18 protein-coding genes are annotated in these 18,933 nt (G+C 37.6%); 7 read left to right on the plus strand and 11 right to left on the minus strand.

Annotated features, from left to right (window positions below; genetic code table 11):
* Positions 1 to 8 precede the first annotated feature (8 nt).
* The 4 genes from KSHG_RS04930 to KSHG_RS04945 all read right to left on the minus strand — a co-directional run bounded on the left by KSHG_RS04930 (position 9) and on the right by KSHG_RS04945 (position 4,077).
* Complete coding sequence (locus KSHG_RS04930) at positions 9 to 2,126, minus strand: M6 family metallopeptidase (protein ID WP_010302687.1); 2,118 nt, start codon at positions 2,124 to 2,126, stop codon at positions 9 to 11.
* A gap of 214 nt (positions 2,127 to 2,340) precedes the next feature.
* Positions 2,341 to 2,970, minus strand: coding sequence for a YczE/YyaS/YitT family protein (locus tag KSHG_RS04935; RefSeq protein ID WP_010302688.1), 630 nt, complete (start codon positions 2,968 to 2,970; stop codon positions 2,341 to 2,343).
* A gap of 122 nt (positions 2,971 to 3,092) precedes the next feature.
* On the minus strand, positions 3,093 to 3,584 hold the full coding sequence (ybaK, locus tag KSHG_RS04940) for a Cys-tRNA(Pro) deacylase (protein ID WP_010302690.1): 492 nt from the start codon (positions 3,582 to 3,584) through the stop codon (positions 3,093 to 3,095).
* A gap of 13 nt (positions 3,585 to 3,597) precedes the next feature.
* Positions 3,598 to 4,077, minus strand: coding sequence for a hypothetical protein (locus tag KSHG_RS04945; RefSeq protein ID WP_010302692.1), 480 nt, complete (start codon positions 4,075 to 4,077; stop codon positions 3,598 to 3,600).
* 438 nt (positions 4,078 to 4,515) lie between these two features.
* Here KSHG_RS04945 and KSHG_RS04950 point away from each other — a divergent pair, with 438 nt between their 5' ends.
* Positions 4,516 to 6,702, plus strand: a complete 2,187-nt coding sequence (locus tag KSHG_RS04950; protein ID WP_010302694.1) for a DNA topoisomerase III — start codon at positions 4,516 to 4,518, stop codon at positions 6,700 to 6,702.
* Positions 6,703 to 6,748: 46 nt separating this feature from the next.
* Here the strand turns inward: KSHG_RS04950 and abc-f are convergent, their stop codons facing one another.
* The 5 genes from abc-f to KSHG_RS04975 form a co-directional block, all read right to left on the minus strand.
* A complete protein-coding gene (gene abc-f, locus KSHG_RS04955; protein ID WP_010302695.1) occupies positions 6,749 to 8,452 on the minus strand; it encodes a ribosomal protection-like ABC-F family protein in 1,704 nt (567 codons plus the stop codon).
* 94 nt (positions 8,453 to 8,546) lie between these two features.
* Entirely contained in the window at positions 8,547 to 8,684 is a 138-nt protein-coding gene (locus KSHG_RS18535; protein WP_162829251.1) for an RAxF-45 family protein, read from the minus strand.
* Between the two features lie 66 nt (positions 8,685 to 8,750).
* On the minus strand, positions 8,751 to 9,005 hold the full coding sequence (locus KSHG_RS04965; RefSeq protein ID WP_010302697.1) for a hypothetical protein: 255 nt from the start codon (positions 9,003 to 9,005) through the stop codon (positions 8,751 to 8,753).
* 69 nt (positions 9,006 to 9,074) lie between these two features.
* Positions 9,075 to 9,638, minus strand: a complete 564-nt coding sequence (locus KSHG_RS04970; protein WP_010302700.1) for an NADPH-dependent FMN reductase — start codon at positions 9,636 to 9,638, stop codon at positions 9,075 to 9,077.
* Positions 9,639 to 9,735: 97 nt separating this feature from the next.
* Positions 9,736 to 10,554 carry a purine-nucleoside phosphorylase gene (locus tag KSHG_RS04975; protein WP_010302703.1) on the minus strand — a complete coding sequence of 273 codons (819 nt, stop codon included), beginning with the start codon at positions 10,552 to 10,554 and terminating at the stop codon, positions 9,736 to 9,738.
* Positions 10,555 to 10,870: 316 nt separating this feature from the next.
* On the opposite strand from KSHG_RS04975, the gene KSHG_RS04980 reads away from it, so the two are divergent.
* The 5 genes from KSHG_RS04980 to KSHG_RS05005 all read left to right on the plus strand — a co-directional run bounded on the left by KSHG_RS04980 (position 10,871) and on the right by KSHG_RS05005 (position 15,120).
* Entirely contained in the window at positions 10,871 to 11,059 is a 189-nt protein-coding gene (locus KSHG_RS04980) for an SE1832 family protein (protein WP_010302706.1), read from the plus strand.
* Positions 11,060 to 11,180: 121 nt separating this feature from the next.
* Positions 11,181 to 12,737, plus strand: coding sequence for an ABC-F family ATP-binding cassette domain-containing protein (locus KSHG_RS04985; protein ID WP_010302709.1), 1,557 nt, complete (start codon positions 11,181 to 11,183; stop codon positions 12,735 to 12,737).
* A gap of 300 nt (positions 12,738 to 13,037) precedes the next feature.
* Complete coding sequence (locus KSHG_RS04995; protein WP_052309320.1) at positions 13,038 to 13,931, plus strand: YitT family protein; 894 nt, start codon at positions 13,038 to 13,040, stop codon at positions 13,929 to 13,931.
* Positions 13,932 to 14,262: 331 nt separating this feature from the next.
* The gene (spx, locus tag KSHG_RS05000; RefSeq protein WP_010302716.1) at positions 14,263 to 14,667 is read left to right on the plus strand and encodes a transcriptional regulator Spx; all 405 of its coding nucleotides are present in this window, start codon (positions 14,263 to 14,265) and stop codon (positions 14,665 to 14,667) included.
* A gap of 30 nt (positions 14,668 to 14,697) precedes the next feature.
* Positions 14,698 to 15,120, plus strand: a complete 423-nt coding sequence (locus KSHG_RS05005; RefSeq protein WP_026022510.1) for a MarR family winged helix-turn-helix transcriptional regulator — start codon at positions 14,698 to 14,700, stop codon at positions 15,118 to 15,120.
* 235 nt (positions 15,121 to 15,355) lie between these two features.
* Here the strand turns inward: KSHG_RS05005 and KSHG_RS05010 are convergent, their stop codons facing one another.
* Positions 15,356 to 15,916 (minus strand): RNA polymerase sigma factor, encoded by a 561-nt coding sequence (locus KSHG_RS05010; RefSeq protein ID WP_010302723.1) that lies wholly within the window; start codon positions 15,914 to 15,916, stop codon positions 15,356 to 15,358.
* 254 nt (positions 15,917 to 16,170) lie between these two features.
* Complete coding sequence (locus KSHG_RS05020) at positions 16,171 to 17,415, minus strand: hemolysin family protein (protein WP_010302730.1); 1,245 nt, start codon at positions 17,413 to 17,415, stop codon at positions 16,171 to 16,173.
* Between the two features lie 132 nt (positions 17,416 to 17,547).
* Here KSHG_RS05020 and KSHG_RS05025 point away from each other — a divergent pair, with 132 nt between their 5' ends.
* The gene (locus tag KSHG_RS05025; RefSeq protein ID WP_010302733.1) at positions 17,548 to 18,933 is read left to right on the plus strand and encodes a dipeptidase; all 1,386 of its coding nucleotides are present in this window, start codon (positions 17,548 to 17,550) and stop codon (positions 18,931 to 18,933) included.

Genomic DNA, 18,933 nt, shown 5'->3' on the forward strand with positions numbered 1-18,933 from the left:
TAGATACTTTATCTTGCCCATTTCGGTCCTTTATGTTTCTTTTTATTCGGTTTTTTATGTGACTCTTTCAAGAGTACTTCATACGTAAATTGAACAGGTTTCACATTGCCAGGTTTCGCCGCATATGTCGTAATCATTTTCACATTGCCCTCTTTCAACATTTTTTGCACTTGCAATGCTTTCGTTTCTGTCACATCATATGGGTTAATTTGTGCAACTTTCGTTCGACCATTTTTCTTCGTTTGAATGAATGTCGATAAATATTTCACGTAATCTTTATTTAATGCAGACTGTGTCGTTAAACCATTCGTCGTATCCCCTTTTATCGCTACACCGGCCTCTTCAATTTGAATATTTTTGACGAACCAACCTTCTTGCTCAGAGCCCCAATCGGTTAAATAACGGAACGATACGAGCACTTTTTGTCCTTTATAAGCAGACAAATCAAACGCTTCGTTTTGCCAATTGTCTACTGTTCCCGTGAAACCTGGTACGTTGTCTTTAATTTTCGGATATCCTTGTGCATCTACGTCTGAACGTGTATTAATGTTGGATAAACTTTCCCACGTTTGTCCATTATTTGTCGATACTTGTACGACACCGTAATCCCAAGCTTCTTCAATATCATATAGATTTTGGAATGTTAATGTTGGATTTTCAGCAGTTGTTAAATCTGCTTCAAAAATCATTTCATGATCGGCTTGATCTCCCGTTCCACCCCATAGTACTTGTCCATCTCCTGTTACAGGATCTTTCACCGTTGACCACTCAAGTGGTAAAAAGTCCGTGCCATTAAAGCGAATACCCGTTACTTCTTTCGTGAAGTCGAGTGATTTAAAATCTCCACCCCATGCTGGTACGCCTTCTTTTTCATACGTTTTTGCTGATTCATAATCGATTGTTTTTCCACGTTTCGTTCCTTTACTATCTATAGGAATGCTTCGTAAATCGACACTATCAATATTATATTTCGAACTCACTGACGAATCATCGAGGGCAACGGCTGTTTGGAAATCTTGATACACTTTCGTAAAGTTCGTTCCACGTTCCCTCAGCGCCGCATCCACACTTTCAATCCCTTGTTTCTCTCCATCTAACGCAATTTCTTTAATAAAGTCATGTCCGAACTTATCGTATAAATATTGAACGAATAAATACACTTGACCATAGTCAGCAATCGTTTCAGGACCTGTCGTTGCGGCCGCATGTTCATCCCAGTTCACGAGCGAATTTTCAGGATGGTCTAAAAAGAAATTAATCGAGCTATCTGGTCCACCGTAACCTCCTAAAAATTCAGAGAATGTCGAGAAGCCTTCATTCAACCAAGATTCTTCTGCTGCATCATGATCTGCCTGAATTAAATGTTGTAATTCATGAATTGTCGTACCGTAAAATGTGCTTTCTAAACGTGTATCCCAACTGTTCGTATCGATTGTTACGATGTTTCGATTAATATAATTTTCAATCGTTTGCCAATAAAAACCGGCTACGAAAAATGGATAATCTGGATTGTTCCAACCTTCATCTTGTACGTTGTCCACGAGTAAAATAACTTTATCCGAGCCTTCGTAATAATTAGCAGGTAATCCTACTAAAGAAGGCAGTTTTGCATTCGAGCCGTCTAATGCATCTGGTGTACCGAAAAAGTCTGTCACTTTCGGATAAATATTTGATTCAAATTCATTTTTTAACTGATCCACTTGTTTTTGCGTCACAACATCTGCTGGTCGAGGGTTGTCAGGACCGTATGCTAAGTCGTGCGCGACCCAAATTTCCACATTATCCCCAACACTCCGAAGCGTAAAGTCTTTTAAAGATAAATCGTTCGTCAAAAATTTCTTCGTCCCTCCATCATATGTGAAGTGCGCTTCGTCTTCTGTTACAGCTGTAGCTGCTTCTTTAGATTGTGCTTTTAATTTAGCTTTCAACGTCGCATTGAAATCAGCATCTTTCGATAATTTATCCAAATATGGATCAATTGAAATCGTATCTCCATAACGCTCCGTATCAAAGTTTGCTAAAGCAGAATCATTCGTTTTTGCCGTACTTACGAAGTTGGAAGTCGTAAGCGTTGCCAGTAATGTACTTGCGACTAAAAGATATTGCCATTTTTTTCGTTTCTTCACATAAAACCCACCTTTCGAATTTTTTAACTACTCTATCGTATCATTTCTGAATTTTCAGAAAAATATGTCAAAAATCGTATTTTTTTACGACAACCTGTGTCCTTTGTATGAAGTGTCTTACTATTCTATTCGCAAAAAAAGTTATCCACATGTGGATAACTTAAAAAATGTATAAGCTTATGTTGTGGATAAAAGCTTATACATCGGTTATTCATTATTTATATGTGACCGCTTGTCCGTTCAAAATACGGTTCAATACTTTTTTACTTATTGGTAAAATGATTTCAATAATTGGACCGAGTGCAAATACCATCACAATCGTACCGATTCCAACAGGTCCTCCCATTAAATAGCCGACACCCGCAGCAAAAACTTCCATCGCTGTACGTGCAACTGTAATGCTCCATCGAAGTTTTTCAACGAATAATAGCATTAAGCTATCTCGCGGGCCTGCGCCTAAATTTGCAGCAATGTAAATACCGCAACCGATGCCAATAAAAATAATTCCTAAAATAAAGCATCCTAATTCAGAAAGTATCCCTTCTACTTGAGGCAAAATACTATTAAATAGATCTAAAAAGACCCCTGTGAAAATCATATTCATAAACGTACCGATTTGAGGCGCTCTCTTTAACAATATAGCTGTTAACAAAACGATGAGAAGACCAATAATCACAGACCATGCTCCTACTGATAAACCGAAATGATAAAACAACCCCATATGAAGAACGTCCCATGAACCAACGCCAAAACGTTGTCCACGAATCGTAAACGCAATACCTAATCCGATAAACATAATACCAATGAAGAAAAATAACCAGCGAATTAAAAACTCTTTACGCATGCTCGTTCTCCTAACATTTTTTCAGTTCTAAACGTAATAAAAACCACGCCGAGGCGCGGTTTTTTACGTTCTCGATTAGTAGTCTATTCGACTACGACTGACTAAGTGTAACAAAGCATGACTTAAATTTCAACGGTAATATCGACAATTTCAGCTCTAGCGGCTTTCTTTAAATTGTCTGGCGTCATACAAAGTTGTAATCCTCGTTTCCCTGCACTTACATACACTTCCGTTTGTGCAGAAACATCGGCATCAATATACGTCGGATATTGTTTTTTCATACCGATTGGTGAGCAACCCCCACGTATATAACCTGTATTTGCTAAAAGGTCTTTTACGTGAAGCATCTCGATTTTTTTCTCTTGTGCCACTTTCGCTGCCTTTTTCAAATCGAGCTCTTTTGCTACCGGGATCACAAATACGTACAATTGATTTTTCATTGATTTTGCGACGAGCGTTTTAAACACTTTTTGTACCGGCTCACCGATTTCTTGTGCAGCCGTCACGCCGTCTAAATGTTCTTCATTAATGTCATACTCTCGTAAAGAGTAGGCAATTTTTTGTTGATCGAGTAAGCGAACAGCATTCGTTTTTTGAATTTTTGATTTCGCCAACAGTTACACTTCCTTAAGCTGATTGATAATAAACAGATTCATACGGATGAAGACCTGTTTTTGCCATTTGAATTTGAAATTGATAGTTTGATGTTGCTTTTTCAAATAGACGATTACGCATTAATTTTTCGAATGAAATCGGTTGTTCTACCACCTGTTCATCCTCTTGTCCAAGCAATTGCGTAGATGTCTTTTCTAAGTTAGTAGGTGCTTGTACTTCAGTATTTTTAGCGATAAAGTCGGCGGCAGATGCTGCAATTTTCAAATCTTGTGCAGTCGGCTTATCATTTGAAAGTGCCGAGCTTTGTACACGTTTAAAAATATCGACCGCTTCATCATTCGATAATGAAGCGACGACATCTTCCACGTCTTGTGTACTCGCAACTTGCTGCGATTTGATACCTTGAATAGCTTGTTGCAGTGCCGGTTGTTCGTCCTTCTCTTTTTTCCCTGTTAATAAATCGACTAGTTCATCGAGTGCTGGATTCGACATCGGTTGGAAAAACTCCGCATTTTTTTATATGCCTCATCCGCCGTTTTTTGTTTCAACATTCTTTTACGGTTTTCAATCTCTGAATATCGATTATTTAATAGAGCCGCTAATCTCATACTTGTCACCTCTTTCCGTAGCCATTTTTTTCTAATTACCTTCATAATAGCATCTTTTATCGTTATTTCGTATCGATTTTCTTACTTTTTAGCTTATGTGAATGAAACGGAACTTTTAGCGTATACACCAAAACGTCGTTCCTTAGTTCTTCTTACATATTTAATAGAATGGTTTCCTTACACACTCTCCATTAAACTACTTTAGGCCTATATTTCTATCTCCTATAAATCGATGGTATGCCGATTTGATAAATGCGTACACTGTTCCTCATTCTTATCCCCTTTCTATGTTATATTTACATCATAAGAAAGGGTGTTTTTTATGTCTAAAATTGCAGTACTTGCCGAAAAACCTTCTGTTGCAAGAGATATTGCAAGAGTATTAAAGTGCAATAAAAAAGGAAACGGTTATCTGGAAGGAGATCGTTATATCGTAACGTGGGCTTTAGGTCATTTAGTCACATTAGCGGATCCAGAAAGCTATGATAAGAAGTACAAAACATGGGATTTAGAATCGTTACCTATGATGCCTGAAAAGCTTAAATTAACGGTCATTAAACAAACAGGTAAACAATTCAACGCGGTGAAACATGTCCTTGAGAGAGCAGATGTTTCAAGCTGTATTATCGGTACAGATAGTGGTCGAGAAGGTGAATTGGTCGCTCGATGGATTTTAGAAAAGATAAAATTCAAGAAACCAATCCAACGCTTATGGATTTCTTCTGTTACAGATAAAGCGATTAAAGAAGGCTTTGAAAACTTGAAGCCCGGCAACCAATATATGAATTTATACTATGCTGCTGTTGCACGTAGTGAAGCTGACTGGTATATCGGCTTAAATGCGACGCGTGCTTTAACGACACGCTTCAATGCGCAACTAAACTGTGGTCGTGTTCAAACACCTGTCGTCGCAATGGTCGCAGCTCGTGAAGATGAAATCAAACAGTTTAAAGCGAAAACATACTACGGGATCGAAGCAAAAACGAAAAATAATTTAAAATTAACGTGGCAAGACGCAAAAGGCAATCGTCGTAGCTTTAATAAAGAAGCAATCGACCGTATCGTCAACCAAATTAGTAACGAACAGGCGAAAATTATCAACGTTGAACGCAAAGCGAAAAAATCATTTGCGCCTGGCTTGTATGACTTAACTGAATTACAACGTGATGCGAATAAAATTTTCGGCTTTTCTGCGAAAGAAACGTTAAATATTATGCAAAAATTGTACGAGCAACATAAAGTGTTAACGTATCCTCGTACAGATTCACGTTACATTTCAAGCGATATTATCTCAACGATTCCTGAACGCCTTAAAGCGTGCGGTATTGGCGAATATCGTACACTTGCGAATAAAGTGTTAGCGAAACCGATTAAAACGTCTAAAGCGTTCGTAGACGATACGAAAGTGTCCGACCACCACGCAATCATTCCGACAGAAGAATACGTTAACTTTGCGAGTCTGAATGCGAAAGAACGTAAAATTTATGATTTAGTCGTGAAACGTTTCTTAGCTGTATTATTCCCTGCACATGAATATGAGCAATTAACATTGCATGCCAAAATCGGTGACGAACAATTCGTCGCAAAAGGTAAAACAATTCTTTCTCAAGGTTGGAAGGAAGTGTATGAAAACCATTTCGATGAAGATTCGAAAGATGACTTAAAAGAACAAGTCTTCCCGACAATCGAAAAAGGCTCAACACTCGCTGTACAATTTATCGCACAAACGTCAGGTCAAACGAAGCCACCAGCTCGTTTCAATGAAGCAACATTATTATCGGCGATGGAAAATCCAACGAAATATTTAGAAACGAATGACCAACAACTTGCGACAACGTTGAAATCAACAGGTGGTCTCGGCACAGTAGCAACGCGTGCGGATATCATCGATAAACTATTCAACTCATTCACACTCGAAAAACGTGGTGGACAAGATATCTACATTACGTCTAAAGGTCGCCAGTTGTTAGACTTAGTTCCAGAAGAGTTACGCTCTCCTGCAACGACAGCAGAATGGGAACAAAAACTAGAATTAATCGCAAAAGGCAAACTGAAAAAAGAAGTATTCATTAATGAAATGAAAGAACATACGAAAAAAATCGTCGCCGAAATTAAAGCGAGCGATAAAAAATACAAACACGATAACATTTCAACAAAATCTTGCCCAGACTGCGGAAAGCCCATGCTTGAAGTGAACGGTAAACGTGGTAAAATGCTCGTTTGCCAAGACCGTGAATGTGGTCATAAAAAAAACGTTTCACGCGTTACGAATGCACGATGCCCGAACTGCCATAAGAAATTAGAATTACGTGGTGATGGAGACGGTCAAATTTTCGTCTGTAAATGTGGTCACCGCGAAAAATTATCTGTCTTTAAAGCACGTCGTGAAAAACAAGGTAACAGTAAAGTTGATAAACGTAGCGTTCAAAAATATTTAAAACAACAAGCAAAAGAAGAACCTTTAAACAATCCATTCGCTGATTTATTAAAAGGATTTAAATCTGAATAACCGATTAAAAAAGCGTCCAAAATTTTTATTTTGGACGCTTTTTTTATTATAATTGTTCATACAATTTTTCAAGTTTCGCTTCTATCGCAACATTTCGTTGCACACCGAGCTGTCGTTCCAACTGTGCAATTTCTCTCTCAACAGCTCCATTTTGTTGCTGTACTTGTGCCCATTCATACGATCCTTCATGTACCGTAACGATTTGATGGTCAACCCATGCAATGCGTGAAAAGAGCTTTTGTAAAAAGTAACGATCGTGGCTCACCGCAATAATCGTTCCTTCAAACTGCTCAAGCGTTTCTTCAAGCACTTCTCTCGATTCGATGTCCAAATGATTCGTTGGCTCGTCTAACAACAATACATTCAGCTTTTGTTGCATTAACTGTGCAAGACGCAAACGCATTTTTTCTCCGCCACTTAAATTTTTCACTTTTTTAAATACGTCGTATCCGTAAAATAAAAATTGTGCGAGTAAATGACGTGCTTCTCCTTCTGTTACAGCCACTTCTTCACGAAAAATGTCTATAACACGCGCTTCTAAATGAAACGTATCTAATTGCTGTGCTAAATAACCGATTTTCACGTTACTTCCCCGTTTAATGACACCTGTTGTTGGAGAAATTTTCCCTGCTATCATTTTTAAAATCGTTGATTTACCCGTCCCGTTATTACCGATTATCGCCAAATGATCTTGCCAATATACAGATACATTCGCACGCTCAAATAAAGTTCGTTCATCGAGGTGAACCGCGACATCATCAAGTACAAAAACTTCTTTCCCGCTTCTCTCATCTACTTGCAAAGCAAAGTTCATCTTCTTCGCCGCAATAGGTTTCTTCACGATATCAATGCGCGCCAATGCCTTTTCCATCATTTTCGCTTTACGGAATAAGTCTGGGTTCGGCGGCGACGCTTCATTCGCCCACTGACGTAATCGACGAATTGCTTCTTTCATCTTTTTAATTTTCTTCTGTTGTTCTGTATAATGAGCAAACTGTGACGCAATTTGAGCTTGTTTCGCCACTACGTAATCATCGTAATTACCGTGACTAACAAACGGAATACCTTCTTCAATTTCTACTACTAATTCTGCTGTTTCATTCATAAAACGGCGATCGTGACTCACGATTATAACTGTTTGTTTTAATTGTTTCACATACGTTTCTAACCATTCAATCGCACGCAAATCGAGATGATTCGTTGGCTCGTCTAAAAGTAATAATGTAGGCTCTGTTAATAATACTTGTGCCAACATAACTTTCGTTTTTTCACCGCCACTCAGTGTATGAAATGCTTTGTGTAAAAAAGGTGTGACACCTAATCCATTCGCAACCGTCAACAACTTCGAGGACATCTCATAGCCCCCTTGTTGTAAAAACTGCTCTTGCAATAAACCGTATTTTTCAAGTAAAGCTTCACTCGAATCGTGCACCATTTGTTCCTCGTAGTAACGCATTGACTGCTGCATCGTTTGTAACGCTTGAAAGGCATGAAGTAGTACGTCTTCTACCGTTTCATGCTCGTACGGTGGTATTTGATGCAAGTAGCCAACCTTACAATCTTTTGGCGTAATCACGCGTCCTTGGTCTACTTCTTCTACACGTGCAATCAGGCGAAGAAGCGACGTCTTCCCTGAACCATTTCTCCCGACAATTGCGACGTGTTTCCCTGTTGGAATCGTTAAATTAAATTGTTCAAAAAGAGGCGTTCCTCCAACGGTTTTCGTTATATTTTCTATTTTTACTGTCATTGTATTTTCCTCCATACAACGCAGCTTTTGCATACAAAAAAGGACTGCTCATCAACGAGCAGCCCTTTCATTTTTGTGAAAAGAATGCAGTTCATCAGCTACGTTTCATTTGATATTGTTTGTTAAAAAAGGGCATACGTATCCCGTTTACATCAAATTTAAACGTAATGACACGCGTCAAATAAAGCGCGGCGTCCATTTTTTCACATGTCATATAAGCTGATTTTCCCATTCTTTTCACCTCCGTTTCATTCGTTATATCGTTAGTCTACCACGAATTATCAGAAAAGTGTATTTTTTAGAATCCGAATGCTTTTTGTTCATCATTGTCGTATTTACGACCGAGATTTTCAGAATCTCTCGTAATTTCAAGCGTTACGATGTATTTCACACGCTCTTCATCTAAAGTTTCCTTACGTTGTTCTACAATTTCCACTTGATCGAGTTCATACGTCTTCGCAAATACTTTCATATCTTCGAGCGATTCACCCATATCTTCTTCATCTTCAGTGAAAATAATTAATTCTACTTCTTGCTTCTCTTTTACTATCATTTCGTCACCTCTTGCCTAGAGTATAGCGAAAGCCCGCTCTGTTCGCTAGTAAACAGAGCGGGCTTCCTCTTAATGTTGATCGATTGTTTCTTTCGGTAACGTCTTACTCATTTCACAATATTTCACGAAAACGCGCGCAAGTTCTTTCAAACGCTCTTGAACATTTTCATCTGTAATATTGTTGTCTTCATCAAAATGACTTGAATGAGTATAAACGTAATTCGGTGTTACGAGACAACGGAAGTAATCTAAAATCGGTTTCAGTTGATTTTCGACGACTAAATGATGTTGATACGTTCCACCATTCGCTACGATTGAAACAGGTTTATAGCGTAATGCTTTCGGATTTAAAAAGTCGAATGCATTTTTTAATACGCCTGGGATTGACCCTTGGAAAATTGGCGTCGCAAAAATGTAACCGTCTGCCTGTTCTAATTTATGAATCATTTGTTGTAAACCTTCGTTGTACTGGTCAAAAGGACGACCATCTACAATTTCGTGCTTGTAGTCTGCAAATGTTAAAAGTTCTAATTGTAAATTTGGATCGTACTGTTCAATATATGTTTGGACTTGCTTTAAAATCGCACCTGTTTTTCGACCTAATACAGTGCCATCTACAAGTAAAATTTTCATGAAATTGCCCTCCAAAAATTGATGATTTATTCACATTGTAACAAGCTTCATCATTTTCAAAAAGCCCATTTACGAAAGTTCAGCCTTTTGAATGAACTTACATTGCGGATACGACACCTTTAATTAAACCCGTAAATTTCTTGTTCACTTGTGCAGCAACATCAATCACTTCTTGGTGATTTAGAGGTTGATTTAAAATACCTGCCGCCATATTCGTTAAGCAAGAAATACCGAGTACACGCATACTTGAGTGGCGTGCAACGATTGCTTCTGGAACGGTAGACATACCGACTGCATCTGCACCTAATGTACGAATCATACGAATTTCTGCTGGTGTTTCATACGTTGGACCGCTCCACCATGCATAAACGCCTGATTGTAAACCGAATCCTTGTTTCTCAGCTACTTCTGAAGCTAATTGACGTAATTCGTCATTGTATAAGTTCGACATATCTGGGAAACGTGTACCTAGTGCATCGTTATTCGGTCCGATTAGTGGATTTTGACCTGTTAAATTAATATGATCTTCAATCAACATTAAATCACCTGGTTTGAAATCTTTGTTCACAGCGCCACAAGCATTTGTAACGATTAGTTGTTGGATTCCTAACGCCTTCATAACGCGTACTGGGAATGTCACTTCATCCATCGTAAATCCTTCGTAGTAATGGAAACGTCCTTTCATCGCAACGACAACTTTCCCTTCTAATTTACCGATTACTAATTCATTTGCGTGACCGATTGCACCAGATTTTGCGAAATTTGGAATGTCCGTGTACGGAATAACAACGGCTTCTTCAATTTCATCTGCAAGCGTTCCTAAACCCGAACCTAAAATCAACCCTACTGCTGGTTGTACATCAATTTTTGTTAAAATATAATCTTTCGTTTCATTAATTTGTTCAAGTGATTGCATTCTTTCCTCTCCGTTCTATTGATTTACTCATTAGTGTACTAAATGCCTATTCTTTTCGCCAATATTAATTTGAGACAACGTTGTCTTTCTATGAAGAATATTTTTTTCATTTGATACTACTTAAAATTCGGTTTACAAATAAACGTAGGTTTTATGTAATTTTTCTTCATTTCAAATAAAAGACGATGAATAATAAACAATGTAATGAAATAAGCAAAACAAGCGATTCATGTTCCCGAAATATTTGAACAGCTTTTTTGTGCCTTCCTATGGTACAATGACAACATTGATATTTTACGTAAAAGGAGCGTTTCACATGGCTACTAAATCTGAAATCGAATACCAAATTTTAGAACTAAAAAGCGATTATATTCGTCAACAAGGTGACATCGAAAAAATCGAATCTACAGGTCATCATGAGCAATTAGAAAAAGCTGAACAACGTTTAACAGACATGGAAAATGAACTGGCTGAACTAAACAAACAATTAGCAGCATTACAATAAAATGAATCAATAACGAATAAAAAGGGACTATCTTTCATGCAAACGACGCTGTAAAAGCGGAGAAGTCTAAAGATAGCCTCTTTTATTTTGCACATACACATCAGGAGGTTTTATAAGCAATATGGCTATTTTAACTGTCGAAAATTTAGGTCACTCATTCGGTGACCGCACTTTATTCAAAGACGTCACATTCCGTATCGTTGAAGGTGAACACGTAGGTCTTGTCGGCGCAAACGGTGTCGGTAAATCTACTTTAATGAGTATCATTACTGGAAAAACTGTACACGATACAGGTCGCGTAGAATGGTTGCCTAAGACACATTATGGCTACTTAGATCAACATACAGTATTAACACCAGGGAAAACGATTCGTGAAACATTAAACGAAGCGTTCGCTACCCTGTTTGAAAAAGAACAAGAACTAAACGACATCGCTGCAAAAATGGGTGATGCAACACCAGAAGAATTAGAACAATTACTAGAAGACATGGCAGAAGTACAAGATGCATTAGAAGCTGGTGACTTTTATACGTTAGACATGAAAGTTGATGAAGTAGCTCGTGGTCTTGGTTTAACAGCCATCGGTTTAGACCGTGACGTCGCTGCCCTTTCAGGTGGTCAACGTACGAAATTACTTTTAGCAAAATTACTTTTAGAAAAACCAAAAGTTTTACTATTAGATGAACCGACCAACTATTTAGATGAAGAGCATATCGATTGGTTACGTACGTATTTAAAAGACTATCCACATGCATTCTTACTAATCTCACATGATGTAGAATTCATGAACGATGTTGTCGGCGTTATTTTCCACTTAGAATTTTCAAAATTAACTCGTTACACAGCGTCATACGAAAAATTCATCGAGCTTGCTGAAATTAACAAGCGCCAACATATCGATGCTTATGAAAAACAACAAGAATTCATTAAACAACAAGAAACGTTTATCCAAAAAAACAAAGCCCGTTTCTCTACAACGGGTCGTGCGAAATCACGCCAAAAACAATTGGATCGTATGGAAATTATCGAACGTCCAGAAACAGCTTCAAAACCAACTTTCCGTTTCGAAGAATCTCGTAGTTCAAGCCGTTACGTAGTAGAAGCAAAAGATCTTGTCATCGGTTATGACAAACCACTTCTTCCTCCACTCACATTTGAAATCGAACGTGGTGAAAAAATCGCACTTGTCGGCATGAATGGTGTCGGTAAATCGACTTTACTTAAAACGATGCTCGGTAAAATCCCTGCATTAGACGGAAAAGTAGAACGTGGAGACTTCTTATTCCCTTCTTACTTCGAACAAGAAGTAAAAGCAGGTAAAGAAACACCAATTGACGTTATTTGGGAAGCGTATCCAAGCCTTACTCAAGGAAATGTTCGTTCATTACTTGCTAAAACAGGTCTAAAAAGTGAACATATTAGCCGTCCAATGAGCCAATTATCAGGTGGCGAACAAGCCAAAGTTCGTATTTGTAAACTGATGATGGACGAATCAAACTGGATGTTATTCGATGAACCGACAAACCACTTAGACATCGATGCAAAAGAAGAATTAAAACGCGCGATGAAAGAATATAAAGGGACAATCGTACTCGTATCACATGAACCTGAATTTTATGAAGGGTTAGTAACGAAAGTATGGAACGTCGCTGAATGGTTCTCACAAGGTCACCAATAATATTTCTTTCTATACAAGACGTACAGCATATCATCATGCTGTACGTTTTTTTATTTTATGTACTATTTTTCAGATTCTATACGATTGGTTTCGGTTTACGCATCATACTCTCTCCATTCTTTATAAAGACTAAAATACGTGTCTAAAACGTATGATATTCATTATATTCATATAAAATCTATCCATGAATATCCAAAGAAAGCCACCTATTTAACTGTATAAAACATAGTTTTTAAAGGCTATCGCTTGCATCAAACGGTTTATGAGCGCAAACTATATACTATAGGATGGTGTTCAATATTGAGTAACGCAAATGATTACGCAGACAGTAGTACGACGAATAAGTCTTCTGCCTTCCAGCGGATTTTCATTCGATTTTTTGGAATAACAGCTGGGGCACTCATCATGGCAATTGCCCTTGAGAAAGTCATGATTCCTAACCAACTCATTGATGGTGGCGTCACAGGGATTGCGATGATGGTGTCTCATTTAACAGGATTATCTTTAGGTCTATTTTTATTTATACTCAACTTGCCATTTTTATATTTTGGCTATAAACAGATCGGCAAAAGCTTTGCGATTTCTGTTTCTTACGGCATTATCGTTCTTTCGATTGCCACTTCATTAATTCCTCACACAGGTGCTTTTACGAACGATACGCTGCTCGCTACCGTACTTGGTGGCATTATGCTCGGCATCGGTGTCGGCATCGCGATTCGTTCAGGTGGTTGTCTGGATGGTAGTGAAACACTTGCCATCATGTTCAACAAAAAAACACCTTTTTCCGTCGGACAAATTATTTTATTCATGAACTTATTTATTTTAGGTAGTGCAAGTTTCATCTTCGGTCTCGACCGTGCGATGTATTCATTAATCGCGTACTTTATTGCCTTTAAAACGATCGACCTCGTATCAGAAGGTTTCAATCAAACAAAATCTATTTGGATTATTAGTGATAAACCTAGCATTATTGGGGAAAAAATCATGTTCCGTCTCGGTCGTGGTGTCACATATTTAAACGGTCGTGGTGGCTATACGAATGATGAAAAACAAGTAATTTTTTGTGTCATCAGCCGTTTAGAAGAAGCAAAATTAAAAACAATCGTACATGAAGTCGATCCAACCGCTTTCTTAGCCTTTAGTAACATGACTGAAATTAAAGGTGGTAACTTTAAGAAAAAGGATATTCATTAGTTTTTTACCTTTTCCGAAAGAATTTTATTCTTTCGGAAATTTTTTTATTAAAATTTGACGTTTTTGTGAATGTAAGCGGTATCAATGTTGTCCCACTGCGGAAAACCGCGTCACATCAGCATTTATGAGAGTTTTCAGACAAAAAAGGTATTGGAACCTGTACTAAAAAAATACGTCCTATAAGTAAATACAGCATGAATAATATTCATTTTGATGAAAAATTCTCTTTTCAAACATAATATTCATCGTAAATTCAAAAATATCAATTTGACTTATATATATCTTATTGGTAAGATATATATATATTAACCGAATGAAAGTAGGAATCCACATGACTGTTACAATCTATACACAAACGAGCTGCACTTCATCTAAAAAAGCACTTCAATGGTTACGCGAAAATGGAATTGACTACAATGAAAAACGTATCACTTCTAACCCTCTTACTTTATCAGAATTCAAAAAAGTATTAAGCATGACTGAAGATGGTACAGATGAAATCATCTCTACAAACTCAAAAGACTACAAAAATTTAAACTGTGATATTAATACGTTATCTATTCAAGAATTGTATGATATCGTAAAAGAACATCCAAAAATGTTACGTAGCCCTATTCTTCTTGATTCAAAACGTCTACAAGTCGGCTACAACGAAATGGATATTCGTCGTTTCGTACCTCGCAAAGTGCGTGCATACGAATTATTCGAAATGCAACGTTTAGCTAACGATTACTAAAAGTTCATAAGCTTGGAGTTGATTCACGTGATAGATCGCCGTAAAAATGGCATAACGACAATATTTGAAGTAGCTACTGCGATTGAGCGAAAATGGGCAAATGAATGGAACAGCCATAATAATTTAGGCTTGTCGAAAACGCATATTTTGCTATTAGATTTGTTAGAATCTAAAGGCCCTCTTCGCCCATCAGACTTAGCAGAAACGCTGCATGTCACAACTGGTGGCGTTACGGTATTAACGAGCAAGTTAGTGAAGTGTAACTATATTAAAAAAACTCAAAATCCGTCTGACCGTCGTGCCTCTCAGCTAGAGATTACCGACGAAGGGCGGCATTTACTTGCGGATGCATATGAACATATCGAAGCAATCGTGCATCGAATGTTCGGGATGCTTTCCGCAGAAGAACTTAAAACACTTCAAATTATTTTCAGAAAATGTTTACAAGCTTAACAGTCTATTTCTTGTGTGGAGAAATACTATAATAACGAAGACAGTAATCTTTTGATTGCTGTCTTTTTTTACATTCATTTACGTACTCTATATAACTCTATTCCCTCTTTTAATTATTTATAACAACGAAAAAGCGAACCGCACCGTCGCAGTTCACTTTTTTATAATTGATGAGTTTCGTTTTATATAAACCTCGGGGGGACGAGGAGAAAAAATAAGTTAAATATTTTTAAAATTATGCAGGAATAATAGCTGAAGCAGATACTTCGTCAGATAACATCATTTCTTTTAAACGCGCTTTCCCACGGAAAAGACGTGATTTAACTGTACCGATTGATACTTTCATAATATCCGCAATTTCAATTAATGAATATTGGTGTACGTAGAAATAAAGTAATGTGTTGCGATAAATGCCATCTAACTGGCTAATTTTCGTACGAACGATTTTAGCAACATCATCTTTTTCGATTAATTCTTCTGTAGATGGTGCATCATTGGGAACTAAATCGAGTACAGGTACGTCTAAGTTATCAGGTTGGTTCATCATATATTTACTACGACGTACATTTTTGCGATAGCGGTCGCGGAATGTATTCATACAAATTGTTGTTAACCAAGCTTTTAAGTGATCGACTTGTGCAACGTAATCTTCGTAGCGCACAACTTTTACCCAAACTTCTTGCATTAAATCTTCTGCTTCTGTTTTGTTACGTGTTAGTTTTAAGCATAAGTGATAAATGTAGCGATTGTATTCTTCATATACGTTATTTAAATTGTCGTTTTGTAATTTTTCCATGTTCATAACCTCCTAATAGGTTAAGTATTTTATATGTAGCTGTTTTGGCGAACAGCACGATGTCTAAGTTATTTTGTATCTTTCTTACACTCTTATTATCTCGAATAATTACCTTACGCTCTATCGCTTTAACTTTCATTTTCCTTACAATCGTGTAAGGTTCGGAACTTTTTCGTGTAATGTATGTAGCAGACTTTAACACATAAATAAAAAAACAGGAATGACCGGCGAATTTGTCGATCATTCCTGTTTTTTTATTCGTTTTCTGCACCAATTTTCGTTAACGTCACTTTCATAATGTGCGTACCTTCCATTTCGTTAATAACAAAATGAATGCCATACATGTTGATGATATCTCCTTGTTTCGGCAATCGTTGAATTTTTTCTAACAATAATCCGCTAATAATATCGTGATCGTCTGGTATTTCTGTTTTTAATAGATGATTCACTTGCTCTACTTCTATGCGACCGCTACAAATTAATTTATTCACTGTACTTTCATATATAAGCGGTACATCTTTATCGGTCTCATCTTCAATTTCCTGTCCAATCATATCTTCAATAATATCTTCTGTCGTAATGACCCCTAACGTACCACCATATTCATCTAATACGATTGCTAAATGTTTTTTACTAGACGTCATACGTTTGAACACTTTTTCCACTTGTACATTCGCTACGACAAACAACGGATTATGATCTAAGAAATCGGTCATAGGACGATTTTGATTTAAAGACCATTCGACGAGTTTTTTCGATAAAAATAGTCCGACGATATGGTCGATGTCTTCATCATAAACCGGATATCTTGTGAAGCCATTTTTTAAGATTACGTCTCGCACTTCATCGAATGTTGCATTGAGTGGCAAAGCGACCATTTCTGTACGGTGCGCACCTAATACGTCCAATACGTCTTTCTCAGGAAAATCGAGCACTTCTTTTAAACGATTCCCTTCTACTGCATCAAATGCTCCCGCCGTCTCCGCAATGTCCACGACTGCGCGCACTTCGGCTTTCGTCATTTTCGCCTCTGTCACTTTCCCTCTCGTTAAAATACGAATGAAAATATTCGTAAAGCTTTGTACAATGACTGCAAGCGGCGTACAAATTTTTACTAAATAATAAATTGGCATTAGGACAAATTTAGAATAGGACATCGGTTCTGCATACGTCACCGCCATCGTCTTTGGTAATACTTCCGCAAACAAAATTAATACAATCGTTAAAATAGCCGTCGCTAAAGATACTTTCCATCCGTGACTTAACGCAATGACCGTCACAATTGTCGGTAGTAAAATATTGACGACATTATTTAAAATAAGCACCGTCGTAATCATACGATCTGGTTTCTCAATAATTTTCAACATTTGAATCGAACGAGGATCTCCATTAGAAGCTCTCAGTCGTACTTTCATCTTATTAATAGCGGTAAGTGCGGTTTCCGCTGCCGCAAAATAACTCGACAACATGAGCAACACGGCTAGTAGTATAAATTCCATACTGTTCCTCCTAAAAATAGTGTTACTTCTGTTATACCACTATTTCTAAACGATAGACGCATTAACACTTCATTTTCTTGCTATGCTATAATTTGTAGTGCAAATAAATAAAATTAAAGTGAGGGATTTTCAGTGAGTAACTTAGAAAATTTAAATCAATATTTTACAGAAAATCGTGAGCGTCATATTGAAGAAATGAAAGCATTTCTAGCAATTCCTAGCATTAGCTCTCTTTCAGAACATAAAGACGATATGTACAAAGCAGCAAACCATCTTTCAAACCTTTTAACAACTGCAGGTATGGAAAATGCAACAATCCATGATACCGCAGGCCATCCTGTCGTAACAGCTGATTGGTTACACGTAGAAGGCGCACCAACTGTACTCGTTTACGGACATTATGACGTGCAACCTGTTGACCCAATCGAACTTTGGGATAGCATGCCTTTCGAGCCAGAAGTACGTGACAATATTTTATATGCTCGTGGTTCTTCAGACGATAAAGGGCAAGTATTCATGCACGTTAAAGTGTTAGAAGCGATGCTTGCTTCGGATGAAAAACTTCCTGTAAACGTGAAAGTCATTTTTGAAGGTGAAGAAGAAATCGGTTCTGTTCATTTAGACCAATTCATCGCCGATCATAAAGATTACTTAGCAGCAGATGTCGTATTAATCTCAGACACATCTTTATACGCACCAGGTAAACCTGCTGTCGTTTATTCATTACGTGGGCTAACAGGTATTCAAATCGATGTACGTACAGCAACAGGTGATTTACACTCTGGTATGTACGGTGGCGGTGTGCATAACTCAATCCACGTCCTTTCTTCTATTTTAGCTTCATTCCATGATGAAAATGGACATATCGCTGTTGAAGGTTTTTACGACAAAGTACTACCAATTTCTGATGACGAACGTGCTGCTTATGCCGAATTAGGTTTCGATGCGGAGCAAATGAAAAAAGAAGCTGGCGTTAAAGCATTGTACGGCGAAAAAGGTTTCTCTTATCTTGAACAAACTTGGGCACGTCCAACATTAGAAATTAACGGCGTATTCGGTGGCTTCGCTGGTGAAGGTGTTAAGACCGTTTTACCAGCTCAAGCAGGTGCTAAAATTACGTGTCGTCTCGTTCCAAATCAAGATCCACACGAAATTGTAGCACTTCTTCGCGCACACGTTGCGAAACATCAACCAGAAGGTGTCGATATCGAAATTACAGAATTCGATAAAGGAAAACCTTTCATCGCACCATTCGATCACCCTTACGTACAAGCTGCTGGTCATTCTTACGAAACGCAATATGACCAAAAAACAGCATTCATTCGTTCTGGTGGTTCAATTCCAATCGTTTCAACATTCGATGAAATTTTAAGCGCACCTGTTATTATGATGGGCTTTGCTTTATCAACAGAAAATTTCCATGCACCGAATGAACATTTCCATTTAGAAAACTTTGATAAAGGGCTTCGCGTCGTATCTCATTACTTCGATGAAATCGCTTCATTGAAAAAAATCTAA

Source organism: Kurthia senegalensis, from assembly GCF_000285595.1.
Classification (GTDB): domain Bacteria; phylum Bacillota; class Bacilli; order Bacillales_A; family Planococcaceae; genus Kurthia; species Kurthia senegalensis.